At 38.8% G+C, this 15,283-nt stretch carries 13 protein-coding genes; 12 read left to right on the top strand and 1 reads right to left on the bottom strand.

The window, feature by feature from the left end; all coding sequences use genetic code 11:
- The first annotated feature begins 43 nt into the window (after positions 1-43).
- Both lysA and OPF91_RS01690 read left to right on the top strand, forming a co-directional pair.
- Positions 44-1,369: a diaminopimelate decarboxylase gene (lysA, locus tag OPF91_RS01695; RefSeq protein WP_264986942.1), complete on the top strand. Its 1,326-nt coding sequence runs from the start codon at positions 44-46 to the stop codon at positions 1,367-1,369.
- Positions 1,370-1,557: 188 nt separating this feature from the next.
- On the top strand, positions 1,558-1,929 hold the full coding sequence (locus OPF91_RS01690) for a GNAT family N-acetyltransferase (RefSeq protein ID WP_264986941.1): 372 nt from the start codon (positions 1,558-1,560) through the stop codon (positions 1,927-1,929).
- 1,065 nt (positions 1,930-2,994) lie between these two features.
- Here the strand turns inward: OPF91_RS01690 and OPF91_RS01685 are convergent.
- A complete protein-coding gene (locus OPF91_RS01685) occupies positions 2,995-3,504 on the bottom strand; it encodes a DUF309 domain-containing protein (protein WP_264986940.1) in 510 nt (169 codons plus the stop codon).
- A 55-nt stretch (positions 3,505-3,559) separates the two neighbouring features.
- Between OPF91_RS01685 and OPF91_RS01680 the strand changes: the two genes are divergently transcribed.
- The 10 genes from OPF91_RS01680 to ccsB all read left to right on the top strand — a co-directional run bounded on the left by OPF91_RS01680 (position 3,560) and on the right by ccsB (position 15,170).
- Positions 3,560-4,339, top strand: a complete 780-nt coding sequence (locus OPF91_RS01680) for a segregation/condensation protein A (protein WP_264986939.1) — start codon at positions 3,560-3,562, stop codon at positions 4,337-4,339.
- Positions 4,311-4,901, top strand: coding sequence for an SMC-Scp complex subunit ScpB (gene scpB / locus OPF91_RS01675; RefSeq protein WP_264986938.1), 591 nt, complete (start codon positions 4,311-4,313; stop codon positions 4,899-4,901). Before OPF91_RS01680 ends, scpB begins: the two co-directional genes overlap by 29 nt.
- Positions 4,902-5,014: 113 nt before the next feature.
- Complete coding sequence (locus tag OPF91_RS01670; RefSeq protein ID WP_373877030.1) at positions 5,015-6,046, top strand: D-alanyl-D-alanine carboxypeptidase family protein; 1,032 nt, start codon at positions 5,015-5,017, stop codon at positions 6,044-6,046.
- Between the two features lie 224 nt (positions 6,047-6,270).
- Complete coding sequence (locus tag OPF91_RS01665; protein WP_264986936.1) at positions 6,271-8,169, top strand: beta-glucoside-specific PTS transporter subunit IIABC; 1,899 nt, start codon at positions 6,271-6,273, stop codon at positions 8,167-8,169.
- 13 nt (positions 8,170-8,182) lie between these two features.
- A complete protein-coding gene (locus tag OPF91_RS01660; RefSeq protein WP_264986935.1) occupies positions 8,183-9,616 on the top strand; it encodes a 6-phospho-beta-glucosidase in 1,434 nt (477 codons plus the stop codon).
- A 131-nt stretch (positions 9,617-9,747) separates the two neighbouring features.
- The gene (gene licT / locus OPF91_RS01655) at positions 9,748-10,605 is read left to right on the top strand and encodes a BglG family transcription antiterminator LicT (protein ID WP_264986934.1); all 858 of its coding nucleotides are present in this window, start codon (positions 9,748-9,750) and stop codon (positions 10,603-10,605) included.
- Between the two features lie 293 nt (positions 10,606-10,898).
- The gene (locus OPF91_RS01650) at positions 10,899-11,630 is read left to right on the top strand and encodes a pseudouridine synthase (protein WP_264986933.1); all 732 of its coding nucleotides are present in this window, start codon (positions 10,899-10,901) and stop codon (positions 11,628-11,630) included.
- A 163-nt stretch (positions 11,631-11,793) separates the two neighbouring features.
- A complete protein-coding gene (gene resA / locus OPF91_RS01645) occupies positions 11,794-12,327 on the top strand; it encodes a thiol-disulfide oxidoreductase ResA (RefSeq protein WP_309297397.1) in 534 nt (177 codons plus the stop codon).
- Between the two features lie 12 nt (positions 12,328-12,339).
- Positions 12,340-13,986: a cytochrome c biogenesis protein ResB gene (resB, locus tag OPF91_RS01640; RefSeq protein ID WP_264986931.1), complete on the top strand. Its 1,647-nt coding sequence runs from the start codon at positions 12,340-12,342 to the stop codon at positions 13,984-13,986.
- Complete coding sequence (gene ccsB / locus OPF91_RS01635; RefSeq protein WP_309297396.1) at positions 13,983-15,170, top strand: c-type cytochrome biogenesis protein CcsB; 1,188 nt, start codon at positions 13,983-13,985, stop codon at positions 15,168-15,170. The genes resB and ccsB overlap by 4 nt, the downstream gene beginning before the upstream one ends.
- Positions 15,171-15,283 lie beyond the last annotated feature (113 nt).

The raw sequence follows: 15,283 nt of genomic DNA, 5'->3' as shown, positions 1-15,283 counted from the left end.
AGAGAAAAATTAAAAATAAAATGGTGAAAAGGGAGCGGTACATATGCATTTATATGGCACACAAGCAATTTCTGAAGAAGGACATTTAACGATTGGACAAGTGGATACATTAACATTAGCGGAACAATATGGGACACCGTTATTTGTTTATGATACAGCATTGATTCGTAAACGTGCACGAGGCTTTATGGAGACATTTCACAAGCTTGGTGTAAAGGCAGAGGTGGCTTATGCGTCAAAGGCATTTGCATGTGTAGCAGTGTATCAATTGGCAGCAGAGGAAAATCTATCATTGGATGTTGTGTCTGGTGGCGAATTATTTACAGCATTGAAAGCAGGTTTTCCAGCAGAACGTATTCATTTCCATGGTAACAATAAAAGTATTGCTGAATTAGAGCTGGCTTTTGATTCACAAATTGGCTGTATCGTTGTCGATAATTTTTATGAAATTCAGCTGTTGAAAGAAATTTCAGAGCGCCGTGAACAAAAAATGCGCATTTTATTGCGTGTGACACCAGGAGTTGAAGCACATACACATGACTTTATTACAACGGGGCAAGCTGATTCTAAATTTGGCTTTGATTTGAACAATGGTCAAGCTGATGAGGCATTCCAACAAACGTTTAACCATGCTTATTTAGAGCTACTTGGCTTGCACTGTCATATCGGCTCACAAATTTTTGACACAGCAGGCTTTGGCTTAGCGGGTGAAAAGCTGATTGATAAAATTGCGGATTGGCATAAAACACACAAATTTACATGTACTGTGTTAAACTTAGGTGGGGGCTTCGGTATTCGTTACACAGAAGAGGATACACCACTTGAGCCACAAGTATATGTAGAAGATATGATTACGGTTGTGAAAAATAAAGCAGCGATGCTTGGTTTAGTGATGCCAGAAATTTGGATTGAGCCAGGTCGCTCGCTTGTTGGTGATGCAGGTACATCCCTTTACACAATCGGTTCACAAAAAACAGTGCCAGATGTGCGAAAATATATTGCAGTCGATGGAGGCATGAGCGATAACATTCGTCCAGCGCTCTATGATGCAAAATATGAGGCTGTCATTGCAAGTAAGGCACATGCACCAAAAAGTGAGACATATACAGTAGCTGGTAAGTTATGTGAATCTGGTGATAAATTAATTATCGATGCAAAGTTACAAGAAGCAGCTTCTGGCGATGTATTGGCCATTTTCTGTACAGGTGCATATGGCTATTCAATGGCTAGCAATTACAATCGTGTGCCACGTCCAGCAGTCGTGTTTGTGGAAGATGGACAACACCAATTAGCAGTCCGCCGTGAAAGCTATGAGGATCTTGTACAAAACGATCTCCCGTTAACATTAAAAAAGGATGAGTCAATGTGAGAAAAAATAAGTGGGTATTACTAGTATCTATGACGGCTTTTATTATTTTATGGGGCGTTGTTTATTGGGTATTAGCAGCTCAGGGGATTCTTGGACCTAATTCGTAAAAGTAGACTTGCGGGAAGTGTATAAATCGTGTAGGATAATCAAGGATTATGTACAGTGAGAAAAAGAGGGAATAGACAACTATGTTAATTCGATATAAGAAGGCTTTCGAGAAAATTGCCATGGGCTTGCTCTCGTTTATGCCGAATGAAAAAGACATAAAAAAACTGACAGGAACGATTCATTCCTATGAAAACGATGATCAGTGGGTCTTGTATTTATGGAAAAAAAATGATGAATATATAGGGATTGTTGGTCTTCTTGTAGATGACCAAAATATCGCTACCGTTCAACATGTTTCTGTCGTTCCATCTTACAGAGGTGAAGGTGTTGCAAAGCAAATGCTACAGGAAGTAGTGGAGCTTGGGCAATATCAGGATGTACATGCAACAGATGAAACACGTCAACTTGTCCAAAAGTGTATAGATTGTACGGAAGAAAAAGCAGACGATTAAAGACGTCTGCTTTTTCTCATAGTGTTGAAAAACAAAATGATCAATGACATGTTTGTGAAAAGGGAGAAAGGATTTGTAGATAAATGATTGAAAGATACCTTTTTGCTATGGACCTCCTCCTTCTTCAACAACAGAAAGTACGAGCTTTGTATCCATTATTTTACTAGTGATAATAAAAGTAGTAACTATTCACGCTATTGCGATTGCCATAAAGAATGGTTTCTTCACCATTCAAATAGGAAGAACCTTCTCTATTCTTCTTTCAAAGTAGCAGTAAGAAGAAGTTATTTCATTCACTATTGCCAACTATCGAACGCTTTTGCAGAATAATTGATTGGAGTGGAGCCAACGTGACTCCTAGGGGACCGAGCGTCACAGATGAGACCCTGGAGCGAACGCAGTAAGTGAAGCGGCTCATCGGACGCCCCCTGGAAAGCACGTTGGCGGAACGGAAATCAACCCTCGCTTTGCTCAAAGTACTTTTTCTGCTATTGACATCATCTTTTTGCAACAACATGAGAAAAAGCAGACGATTAAAGACGTCTGCTTTTTCTAATATTGTTGTATAACAAAGATGTCAATAGCAATTTTGTGAAGGGATTTCCGTTCCAGGCTACTTGCTTTGTTGCTGACGCTACGCTTTCGCACAGAGTAAAAACTTCCTGTGGACGAGCGTCGAGCCGCTTCCCTCGCTCCGCTCAGTCCAGGGTCTCGTCTGTCTCGCTATCCCACGGGAGTCAAGTAGCCCTCCACTTCAATCCATAAAAGTATTGTCTTTTTAGCAATCATTTTGCTAGCAACAATAACAGTCATGACTACTCATACCATTTATTCTTAATTATAGAGGATTATTTAAAAAATTTTAAATGAGGAAATTGGTAAATGCTTTTTTCAACATAGAGTAAAGTTAAATTATTCAGCTTACTCCTGCCAATAAAACAAGAAAGATACTTACTTTTGCAAAATGGTTGATTGGAGTGGAGCCAGTGTGACTCCTAGGGGATTGCGTATCACACAGGTGAAATTTTGAAGCCAATATGATGTGGGTCACAAAGGAGGCTGGGACTACTTCTGTCCCAGCCTTTTTCTTTCTTTGCTTTCTTGTCGCTCTGCAAGAATATGTGAACGATCTCGTAGCATATGTTTATGAAGAAGATAGTCAGTGTCGTGGGAGGGCAACGTTTGTATACGATTGCTTACAAGTGTCGATAAACGAGGAGATAGCACTAGTTGAAAAGATTGGAAAGGTTGATTTTCCTGAATAGCTGTTTGTGTATGTGTCAACTGCTCTAGCAACTGGTCATAATGGATTTCTTGAAAAAATAGATGCCCCTTATTGATACGAAAATTATGCTGTGCCTTCTCTAATATACGTAGCGCGCCAATTGTGTTGCCACGTCGCCAATGATAAAGACCTGTAGCGAGTTGTACATAACCAACAAGTGGATGCTGCTTTTCACCTTGAGCAATAGCTTTCCAATATTCCTCCAGCACTTCATGGCATTCAAAAAAATCTTGATTGCCATTGAAATAGGCGCAGTAATCAATAAATAAAGTATGATGCTGTGGGTGCATTTTAAGCTCCTTTCCACTATACTAAAAGAACATTAATTGTCAGGGTGGTAACAACATGTCTTATGAAGTAAAATTAGATGCCTTTTCAGGGCCTCTTGATTTATTATTGCATTTAATTCACAGATTGGAAATTGATATATATGATATTCCAATGGCAGAAATTACGCAACAGTATATTGACCATATCCATGCCATGCAGGTGCTTGAGCTCAATGAGGCAAGTGAATATTTAGTGATGGCGGCCACTTTATTAGCTATTAAAAGCCGTATGCTTTTGCCGATTCATGAAGGAGAGCTAGATGAGGCTGAGTTAGAGGTAGACGGGCTAGATCCACGGGAAGAACTGGTTCAACGCTTAGTCGAATATAAAAAATATAAAGAGGCAGCAGAAAGTTTACAGGAGCTTGAAACGAATCGGGCACAAGTTTTTACAAAGCCACCAACAGATTTGTCTGGGTTAACACCTGATGAGCAACTAGCGTTGTTTGATTTGAATGTCAATATTTATGATATGTTAGGTGCTTTTCAAAAGCTAATGCGCCGTAAAAAATTAAAGAAACCATTGAAAACAACCGTTACGAGACAGGAGCGTTCTGTGAGAGAGCAAATGCACTCCGTTGTGGCCTCATTACGTTTAACAGGAGGACGTGCATCCTTTTTCGAGTTATTTCCGTATGAAGATAAACCAACGCTCATTTTGACCTTTCTGTCGCTTCTCGAGCTAATGAAACGTCAAGTAATTATCGTCGAGCAAGGTGGTAACTTTGAAGAATTGACGGTCACGTTGCAAAAGGAGGATTGGCAAGATGACGAAAATATTGATGTTGCAGAGTAAAATAGAGGCTCTATTATTTGTTGTTGGGGATGATGGGCTAACAGTGAAACAATTAGCCGAACTTCTTGGTGAACAAGAGGCCGTTATCGTACAAGCAATAGAGGCATTATCCGTAGCTTATGAGGAAGATCAAGCAAGAGGAATTACAGTTAAAGAAATGGCTGGCGTTTATCAGCTAACGACGAAAACAGAGCAGGCAGAGACCATTCAACGACTTGTTGAAAATCCTACAGCACAGTCTTTATCACAAGCCTCTTTGGAAGTGCTAGCCATTGTTGCGTACAAGCAACCTATTACACGTATAGCGATTGAGGATTTGCGTGGGGTAAAATGTGAAAAGCCACTACAAACACTTGTATCGAAAGGGCTCATTAAAGAGGTAGGTCGTTCAGAAGGTACAGGACGAGCAATTTTATATGGAACGACAAAAGAATTTTTAAATTACTTTGGCTTGAAGAATATAGAAGAAATGCCACCATTGCCTGAAGAAGCAGCAGTGGAAGTAGAAGAAGAGACTGATTTATTTATGACGAAATTTCAAGAAACGTTTGGGGATGCTTAAAGCGATTTTTCATCCTGCGAAAATGTCTATGTGACCATCATCGTGTTGAGCTTAATCGATTTTTGATAGCGAGATAAACTGTAGGAAGAAGGAGTGGCTGCTTGCGTTGGTTCATGCGCTTCATCGTGTTAGCTTGTTTTTGTGTAATCATTTTGTTACCGTCAACAGCATTGGCGAGAGGTGGTAGTAGCTATGTTGTACTGGATGGTGATACAGGTCGTGTACTACTAGGTGAAAACAGTGATAGTCAATTACCAATCGCTAGTTTAACGAAAATTTGGACGGCATTAGTAGCGATTGAGAATAGTGATTTGCAGGATTTAGTCGTTATTTCTCCGAAAGCAGCGATGGCTGAAGGTTCGTCTATTTATTTACAGGCAGGGGAAACAGTGACTGTAGAGACATTGCTTTATGGTTTAATGTTACGTTCAGGCAATGATGCAGCAACTGCTTTAGCAGAGCATGTGGGTGGCTCTGTGGAAGGTTTTGTCAAGTTAATGAACGAGCGTGCGGTGATTGCAGGTCTAAACAACACCGTATTTATGAATCCCTCTGGCTTACATGATGATCAGCACCTATCTTCTGCGAGAGATACGGCTGAAATGCTACGGATAGCCCTACAAAACCCAAGCTTTAAAAAAATAGCATCGACGGTGTTGTATCGAGCGAATACGACGAATGGGATACTATGGGAAAACAAGCATCGCTTATTACGAGAAGGGGCAAGTAAACAGCCTGTAAGCTCTTTGAAATCGGCTACAGGTACAGCCTTTGCTGGAAAGACAGGCTTTACAAAAATAGCAGGGCGTACATTGGCGACAGCATTTCAAAAAGAAGGGCAAACCTGCATTGTGGTGACATTAAATGCTTCGGATGATTGGAATGTCCATCGAGGGCTTGCCAATCGTATATGGGAAAATTATGATTTGGAAACGGTCGTTAAGGCAGGTAAATATACTGTCGATAAAAAGTTCGCTATTCGTGTGAAAGAGCCAATTTTATTGCAGCTAGATGAAAAAGAGCAAAAACAAGTTCGACAAGTATTGCATATTTCCAGAAAAAAGAAGGAAGCGATATTATCCATTTTTATTGGAGATGAACGTATATATGCCGTACCTGTCATTGTAGAAACAGCGAATCGTTAATAGCGGTTCGCTTTACACTATGTAAACTTTAAAATTACTTAATTTTTTGAAAAATAACTTGAAACCGCTTTCTAGATAAGATACAATCAACACATAAAGAAGGAATGTTACCGTCTGGGCATAACCTGAATAAATATAAATTTACACATAATGATGTGTCTATTTATATTTGTTCAGGTTTTTTGTTTCCTTTTTTAAAATTTACTAAGAGAGAAGGGGTTAGGATGAAGTATGAAAAACTAGCAAAAGATATTATTGCCAATGTTGGTGGAAAAGACAATGTCATCAGTGTTGTCCATTGTATTACACGGCTACGCTTTAAGTTAAAAGATGAAAGTAAAGCGAATACAGACGTGTTAAAAAACATGGATGGCATTGTGACAGTCATGAAAAGCGGTGGACAGTACCAAGTTGTTATTGGCAATCATGTGCCAGATGTGTATAAGGATGTTGTTGCAATCGGTGGTTTCCAATCGAATGCACCTGTTGAGGAAGAGACATATGAAAAAGACCGCAATCTATTCAACCAATTAATCGATATTTTATCTAGTATTTTTACACCTGTTTTGGGCGTGTTGGCTGCAACAGGGATGATTAAAGGTTTTAATGCACTATTTATTTCCCTTGGCTGGCTGACAGATACTTCAGGCACTTATCAAATTTTAAATGCAGTCGGGGATGCATTGTTCTACTTCTTCCCCATTTTCTTAGGCTATACAGCAATTAAGAAATTTGGTGGTTCACCGTTTATCGGGATGGTCATTGGAGCAGCGCTTGTTTATCCAAGTGTCGCCTCGTTAATGTCAGGAGAGCCGTTATATACATTATTTGCAGGAACGATGTTTGAATCACCTGTCTATATCGAATTTTTAGGCATTCCTGTTATTTTAATGTCTTATGCATCGTCTGTTATTCCTGTTATTTTAGCTGCCTACGTTGCGGCTAAAATAGAGAAGTTTTTCAAAAAAATCATTCCAGATGTTGTGAAAGCATTTTTAGTACCATTTGCTACATTGCTTGTTATTGTGCCATTAACATATATTGTCATTGGACCGATTGCCACATGGGCTAGTAGTCTAGTTGGTTTACTTACAAATAGTGCATATGAATTAAGCCCGATTATCGCAGGGATTTTCTTAGGTGCATTTTGGCAAGTGCTTGTTATTTTTGGAATGCATTGGGGCGTTATTCCTTTGGGTATTAATAATATTGCCACACAAGGTGCTGACCCGATTTTAGCGCTTATTTTCGCAGCATCCTTTGCCCAAATTGGAGCCGTTTTAGGCGTTTGGTTAAAAATTAAAGATCAAAAAGTAAAAACATTAAGTATCCCAGCCTTTATTTCAGGTATTTTTGGTGTTACAGAGCCAGCAATTTACGGAATTACACTACCGTTGAAAAAACCTTTTATTATTAGCTGTATCGGTGGAGCGATTGGAGGAGCTATTTTAGGAATTGCAGGTTCTAAAGTCTATATTTTAGGTGGCTTAGGTATTTTTGGTATCCCATCATTTATTGGCCCAGATGGTATTAATGGTGCATTTTATAGCATGTTAATTGCGATGGTTGTGGCTTTTATTGTAAGCTTTATTTTAACTTACTTATTTGGTGTTACGAATACGCCCACAAGTAAAGCGACAACAGCTGAAGTGCAACCACCTGCTATCAAGGATGATACATTAGTTAGTCCAATGGCTGGTGAAATAAAGGAATTGACATCTATTGCGGATCAAACATTTGCTTCAGGTGTGTTAGGGCAAGGCATTGCGATTGAACCAACAGAAGGTAAGGTTTTTGCACCAGCATCAGGAACGTTGACAACACTGTTCCCAACAAAACATGCTTTAGGCATTACAACTGACAATGGCGCAGAGGTTTTAATCCATGTCGGTATGGATACAGTTAATTTGGAAGGTGCTTATTTTACTGCCCATGTAGCACAGGGCGATCGCATTGAAAAAGGTGCATTATTAGTAGAGTTTGATATGGAGAAGATTAAAGAGGCAGGCTATTCATTAACAACACCTGTTATTGTGACGAATAGTGGTCAATTTGGTCAATTAACTACCACAACAAGCAACACAGTTCAAGTCAATGAACCATTGCTAACATTAACAAAATAAGGAGGAACAAAACATGGTATCAGTATTTCCAAAAGGATTTTTATGGGGTGGCGCAATTGCAGCCAATCAAGCAGAGGGCGCTTATTTAGCGGATGGGAAAGGATTAACAACTGTTGATTTAATGCCAACAGGACCAGAGCGTTTCCAGGTGATGCTTGGTAATATTCAATCATTCGAGCCAAAAGAGGGTGTTTTCTACCCATCACATGAGGCCATTGATTTTTATCATCATTATAAAGAGGATATTGCATTATTTGCAGAAATGGGCTTCAAAGCATTGCGTCTATCGATTGCGTGGTCTAGAATTTTCCCAACAGGTGAAGAGGAGCAGCCGAATGAAAAAGGCTTAGCGTTCTATGATGCCGTATTTGATGAATTATTAAAATATAATATTGAACCTGTTGTGACAACATGTCATTTCGATGTACCTGTTGCGTTGGTGGAGAAATACGGTAGCTGGCGTAGTCGTGAAATGGTTGATTTATATGAAAAATATACAAAAACGATTTTTGAGCGCTATAAAAATAAAGTGAAATATTGGATGACATTCAATGAAATCAATATGCTGTTACATTTACCATTTATGGGAGCGGGCATTGTATTGACAGAGGGTGACAATAAGGAGCAGGTGCTCTATCAAGCAGCTCACCATCAGTTAGTGGCTAGTGCAAAGGCTGTGAAAGCATGTCATGAAATTATTCCAGATGCTAAAATTGGTTGTATGTTAGCGGCAGGTGCTACATATAGCTATACAGCGAACCCTGAAGATGTATGGGCTTCAATGGAAAGAGATCGTGAATCCTTCTTCTTTATCGATGTGCAGTCTCGTGGTGAATACCCAGGCTATGCGAAGCGTTTCTTTAAAGATCAGCAATTGACGATTGTAATGGAGCCTGGTGATGAGCAATTATTGAAGGAACATACAGTGGATTATATCGGCTTTAGCTATTATTCAAGCCGTTGTACAAGTACAGATCCAGAAATTTTGGCACAACAAACAAATGGCAATGTCTTTGCCTCTGTGAAAAATCCTTATTTACAAGCATCTGAGTGGGGCTGGACAATTGATCCAAAAGGATTACGTATTACGGCTAATCAATTGTATGACCGCTATCAAAAGCCATTATTTATTGTAGAAAATGGTCTTGGTGCGGTGGATGTACCAGAAACAGACGGGACAGTGAATGATGATTACCGTATTAACTATTTACGCCAGCATTTTGAGGCAATGGCGGAAACAATTCAAGATGGTGTTGAACTGATTGGCTACACAAGCTGGGGACCAATTGATATTGTCAGTGCGAGTACGGGTGAAATGAAAAAACGCTATGGCTATATTTACGTGGACCGAGATAATGCAGGACAAGGTACATCTAAACGCTCTAAGAAAAAGAGTTTTGAGTGGTATAAAAAAGCAATCGCTTCAAATGGAGAAGATTTAGCTTAACGAAACGATTGAACACAATGCGATAAGTAATGGTTGCCACCTCATTGACATGGGGTGGCAATTGTGAGATAAATACCCTAACAAAACGATTCTAGATGGAAAAGATGTGAAATGATAAGGGTGGATGAATGATGGAAATTAAAAAAATTTTTAATAACAACGTCGCTTTGACTGAAAATTCTGACGGTAAAGAACTTGTTGTTATGGGGAAAGGGCTCGCCTTTTCTAAAAAAATCGGTGATAGCATTGATGAATCTAAAATCGAGAAAACATTTATTTTAGAAAATCAAACAATTTCAGATAAATTGACCGATTTACTAGTCGATGTGCCAGCAAAACATTTTGAGCTTGCCTATAAAATTTTAGAATATGCACGAGCCAAACTATCTTATCCATTAGATGATTATATATATGTGGCATTAACGGATCATTTAAGCTTTGCCATCACACGTCATAAAAAAGGGATTATCTTAAAAAATGCCTTATTCTTTGAAATTAGAAAATTTTATAAAGAAGAATTTCAAATAGCAAAAGAGGCTTTAGATATTATTGAGCGTGAAATCGATATACGGTTCGATGAGGATGAAGCTGCTTCCATTGCACTTCATTTAGTAAATAGCCAACTAACAGATACAAATATAGGAGCAACAATGCAAATGACAAAAATGGTACATGATATTTTGCATATTGTGAAATACCATTTCCTTGTTTCCTTGGATGAACAATCAGTGAACTATGAACGCTTTGTGACACACTTACGATTTTTTGCCTTGCGTTTATTTAAAAAAGAGCATAACCTTGACAATCAAGTCGAGCAATTTTTATTTGAACAAGTTCAACAAAAATATGACAAAGCCTTTCAATGCAGTGAAAAAATTATGCAATACTTACAGCAAGAATATCAGTATGTGATGAGCAATGATGATAAAATGTACCTAACATTGCATATTCAGCGTGTCACAAATCGACAGTCACTACAGGAGCACTAACTAGCATGAATAATGGGGTAAAGGTCAGGGGCGACTTAGCACTGATCTTTTTTATTGGGACAAGATGGATTGTGACGGATAGAAAGGCTAAACCGATGGATAGAACCCCAAAACTGACGGATAGACCTCTGAAAGTGATGGATAGATTCCCCAACTGGATGAAGGTAATCACGCTTTGGACAGAGAGATAATTACTTTTTCTTTAATAATAGGCGAAAGTATGACATAATTTTCACTGACAAGATAGGAAGTCGTAGGACCCGATAGCAGGGTATCAAATTAGAGGTGACAAAATGGAAAGATTACAAAAAGTGATTGCTTACGCAGGTGTAGCATCGAGGCGTAAGGCAGAACAATTAATTGTAGAAGGTAAAGTGAAAGTCAATGGTGTAGTCGTGCGTGAACTGGGGACAAAGGTATCTAACTCCGATACAATTGAAGTAGAGGGTGTCAAGTTAGAAAAAGAAGATAAAGTGTATTACTTGCTGTATAAACCAAGAGGGACAATATCAGCTGTGACAGATGATAAAGGACGCAAAACCGTTACAGATATATTTAAGCATATTCCACAGCGTATTTTCCCAGTAGGGCGACTTGATTATGATACATCAGGACTTTTATTGCTAACGAATGATGGTGAATTTTCTTATATACTGACACATCCAAAATTTAAAATTGATAAGACGTATATTGCACGTGTGAAAGGTGTACCAACGATTGAAGGCTTGAAAAAGCTACAGCGTGGTATTAAATTAGAAGATGGCAAAACGGCTCCAGCGAAAGTGAGTATGACATCCTTTGACGAAAAAGCAGGGAAAGCCATTTGTGAAATTACGATTCATGAGGGGCGTAATCGTCAAGTGCGCCGTATGTTTGAAGCGATTGGCACACCTGTTGTCAAACTAAAACGTGAGCGCTTTGCTTTTTTAGATTTATTTGGTTTAGCGCCGGGTGAATACCGTGAGTTAACAAAACATGAAGTAAAACAATTGCGTGTATTAGCCGAAACAGGGCAAATTGGATAAGCATTATTAAGGAAGAAAGTGGTGATTACGCAAAAATCGTGTAATTTTCACTTTCTTTATGGTGAAATCGTTCATAAATCATTCATAATTACTAGCTAAGTGTTACTATCTCTATTTGCTATAATGAGTGAGGAACATGTCTCGCAAAAAGGAGGTTATAGTTTTGGAGAAAAAACAAAAGCGTCTTGTTGTACGCACAATCATTTTAATTGTTTTAGCCATGGCGATTGGTTACACAGTATATGGAACAGCTACACAGAAAAAAGTAGAATTAATCGCAGTGGGCTCAGAAGCACCTGATTTTACATTAGTGGACTTAAATGGTGAAAAGCATAAATTGTCGGATTATAAAGGACAAGGCGTATTTTTAAACTTTTGGGGTACATGGTGTCCACCTTGTGAAAAGGAAATGCCAGCAATGAATCGTCAATACCAAGTATTTAAGGATCAAGGTGTCCAAACATTAGCGGTGAATATTGCGCAGACCGACTTAGAGGTTCAAGATTTTGTTGACCGTTATAAATTAACATTCCCAGTAGTGATTGATAAAACGAAAAGTGTCATGACTGCGTATAATGTGGATAATTTGCCTGCAACCGTTCTCATTGACCCAGATGGCAAGGTTGTTAAAATTATTACAGGCGAAATGACAGAAGGCAATATCGCTTCCTTTATGGAATTAGTGAAGCCACAGTAAGGAGAAGGCAGTATGGAAAATATAATTTGTGCTTGCGGTCATAGCAATCCTTACGGTACAAAGCTTTGTGAGAAATGTGGCCGTCCTTTGACAGAGGAAGAAAAGCAGAATAAAGTAGCCGATATGCGCTATGATGGCTCGGCGATTCGTTCAAAAACATATAACAAAACGATTATCGATAAAATTTGGAATTTCTTTTCGAGTGTGAAAGTAGGAATTGCGCTCATTATTATTACATTAGTGACAGCTTCTGTTGGCACAATCTTACCACAAGAAATTTACGTGAATGCACCTGAAACGGGGAAAGCAGCGTATTATGAGCAAGTCTATGGCTGGTTCGGGAAACTATATAACGCATTAGGCTTGTCTAATTTATATAGCACATGGTGGTTCCAAATTTTAGTGGGAATGCTTGCTGTATCCATTATTGTAGCAAGTCTTGACCGCGGGATACCATTGCATAAATCGTTAAAAAATCAACGTATTAAGCGACATGCTAGCTTTATGAAGCGTCAACGAATTGTAGCGGAAGGGCGAGTTGCTGATGCCGAGGAGACACTTAATAAAGTAGAAGAAAAGATGAAGGCTTTACATTACAATGTACGTCGTGATGGGAATGCGCTATTAGCAGAGCGAGGTCGTTTTGCTCGCTATGGTCCCTATATTAACCATGTAGGCTTGATTATTTTTTTAGCAGGTGTCATGCTGCGTTTATTACCAGGCTTTTATGTAGATGAAACACTTTGGATACGTGAAGGAGAAACACGAGCAATACCAGGGATGGAAGGTTATTTTATTAAAAATAACGATTTTATTTTAGAAGTTCATGACAATAAACCACAGGGCGAGCAAGTGAAGCAGGGTGTCAATGTAGTAGCGAAAAACTTCCAAACAGATGTCACATTGTATAAACAGCCTGATGGCGCATTACCAGGTGATTTAGATAATCTTGAAAAAATAAAAGATTATTCTATTCGTGTAAATCATCCATTAAAAGAAAATGGCTTTGCACTTTATCAAATGAATTATCGTTTAAATGAGCTGAAAGAAATGCGATTTGAATTAGTCGATAAAGCAACAGAGACACCACTTGGAGAAGTTGCGATTGATTTGACAAATCCGAAAAAAGAGTATGATTTAGGCAATGGTTCTTCTGTGAAAATTCTTGTTTACACACCTGATTTTGATGGTTTTGAAAATGGGGAGCCTCGTACAAAAACGTCTGTACCAAATAACCCTGCGTTTTTATTTAAAATGACGACACCGAGTACACCTGAGGGAGAAGTGAGCTTTGTAGAAATTATGAAACCACCTCTTGAACCACTTGGAGAAAATCAATATCGTATGAAATTTGCAGGAGCGGAGACGCGTGATACGGCTAACTTTACGATTCGTAAAGACCGTACAATTCCTATTTTATTTGTAGGCGGTATGATTTTTATGCTTGGCGTAGTCATTGGCTCTTATTGGAACCATCGTCGTTTATGGCTGCAAGTAGGGCCAAATGGTCAAGTATTAATGGCTGCCTTTGTCAATAAAAATATGTTCAGCATGAAAAAAGATTTAGATGCTGTAACGACTTTTGCTCATTTACCAGCATATATAGATCAGTTAGAGCAGGCAGAGGATAATGAAAAGGAAGGTGACCACACCTTATGAGTTTGATTGATATTAGTGGCAATTTATTATTTGTGGCATTTATTGCTTATTTAGTAGCATTGCTGTTTTTCGGTGGTTCTATTAAGCAATCGAATGCGACAGGTAAAAACACGGAAAAATGGGGGAAAGCAGCAATTGTTGTAACCATTATTGGTTTTTTAGCCCATTTAAGTTATTTTGTTACCCGTTGGATTTATACAGGTCACGCACCTGTCAGTAATATGTTTGAATTTACGACAGCCTTTGGTATGTTTATCATTGCGTCGTTTATATTAATTTATTTTATTTATCGTGTGTCAGCACTTGGTTTGGTGGCATTGCCTGTAGCCATTTTAATTATTGGTTATGCAGCGATGTTCCCAAGAGAAGTAAGCCCACTTGTGCCATCATTACAAAGTTATTGGTTAACGATCCATGTGATTACAGCAGCATTAGGGCAATCGATTTTAGCCATTAGTGCAGTAGCAGGGCTCGTGTATTTATTGAAAGTTGTTGATATGACGAAGCCATCAAAGCAACGTTTTTGGTTGGAAGCAGTGATGTTCTGCTTAGTAGTCGTTGTTGGCTTTGTAGCAGTTTCATCAACATTCAGCGCAATGGATTATGAATCTAAATACACATATGTCGATAAAGAAGGCAAATCACGTGAAATGATATACAATATGCCACCACTTTTTGGTATGAATGGCTATGAGGCAGTTGAAGAGCATGGCATGTCACCATTAGTGGAAATGCCAGCATTAATTAATGCGAAAAAGCTGACAACGGTTGTATGGTCGTTGTTAGTCGGTTCGATTTTATATGTGCTAATTCGTCTTATTATCCGTCGACGAATTAGTGCCATGATTCAACCGCTTGTGAAACGTGTTAATTTACAATTACTTGACGAAATTAGCTATCGTTCTGTATTGATTGGCTTCCCTGTCTTTACATTAGGCGCATTGGTGTTTGCGATGATTTGGGCTCAAGAGGCATGGAGTCGGTTTTGGGGCTGGGACCCGAAAGAAGTATGGGCACTCATCACATGGCTATTTTATGCTGCTTTCTTGCATTTACGCTTATCAAAAGGCTGGGAAGGTCGAAAATCGGCTTGGCTCGCATTGATTGGCTTTGGTATTATTTTATTTAACCTAGTTGCTGTAAACTTGATACTAGCAGGTTTACATTCATACGCATCCAATTAAGATGGAAGCCTTCTTGCACACATGCAGGAAGGCTTTTCATTCGCTCGATTCACAGATGAATTCGCCCGAAAAAGCATAACTTCGCCTGATTGACAGATAGTTTCACCGGAAAA

Origin of the sequence: Lysinibacillus piscis, from assembly GCF_026012395.1 — a bacterium.
In the GTDB taxonomy this organism is placed as follows: domain Bacteria; phylum Bacillota; class Bacilli; order Bacillales_A; family Planococcaceae; genus Lysinibacillus; species Lysinibacillus piscis.
The sequence above is the reverse complement of the archived record's forward strand: the minus strand, read 5'-3'. Positions and strand labels throughout refer to the sequence as shown.

What these genes read in the sequence shown, in the direction of transcription:
- lysA (WP_264986942.1), top strand. Translation starts at nt 44, where the DNA reads ATGCATTTATATGGCACACAAGCAATTTCTGAAGAAGGACATTTAACG.
- OPF91_RS01690 (WP_264986941.1), top strand. Translation starts at nt 1,558, where the DNA reads ATGTTAATTCGATATAAGAAGGCTTTCGAGAAAATTGCCATGGGCTTG.
- OPF91_RS01685 (WP_264986940.1), bottom strand. Translation starts at nt 3,504, where the DNA reads ATGCACCCACAGCATCATACTTTATTTATTGATTACTGCGCCTATTTC.
- OPF91_RS01680 (WP_264986939.1), top strand. Translation starts at nt 3,560, where the DNA reads ATGTCTTATGAAGTAAAATTAGATGCCTTTTCAGGGCCTCTTGATTTA.
- scpB (WP_264986938.1), top strand. Translation starts at nt 4,311, where the DNA reads ATGACGAAAATATTGATGTTGCAGAGTAAAATAGAGGCTCTATTATTT.
- OPF91_RS01670 (WP_373877030.1), top strand. Translation starts at nt 5,015, where the DNA reads ATGCGCTTCATCGTGTTAGCTTGTTTTTGTGTAATCATTTTGTTACCG.
- OPF91_RS01665 (WP_264986936.1), top strand. Translation starts at nt 6,271, where the DNA reads ATGAAGTATGAAAAACTAGCAAAAGATATTATTGCCAATGTTGGTGGA.
- OPF91_RS01660 (WP_264986935.1), top strand. Translation starts at nt 8,183, where the DNA reads ATGGTATCAGTATTTCCAAAAGGATTTTTATGGGGTGGCGCAATTGCA.
- licT (WP_264986934.1), top strand. Translation starts at nt 9,748, where the DNA reads ATGGAAATTAAAAAAATTTTTAATAACAACGTCGCTTTGACTGAAAAT.
- OPF91_RS01650 (WP_264986933.1), top strand. Translation starts at nt 10,899, where the DNA reads ATGGAAAGATTACAAAAAGTGATTGCTTACGCAGGTGTAGCATCGAGG.
- resB (WP_264986931.1), top strand. Translation starts at nt 12,340, where the DNA reads ATGGAAAATATAATTTGTGCTTGCGGTCATAGCAATCCTTACGGTACA.
- ccsB (WP_309297396.1), top strand. Translation starts at nt 13,983, where the DNA reads ATGAGTTTGATTGATATTAGTGGCAATTTATTATTTGTGGCATTTATT.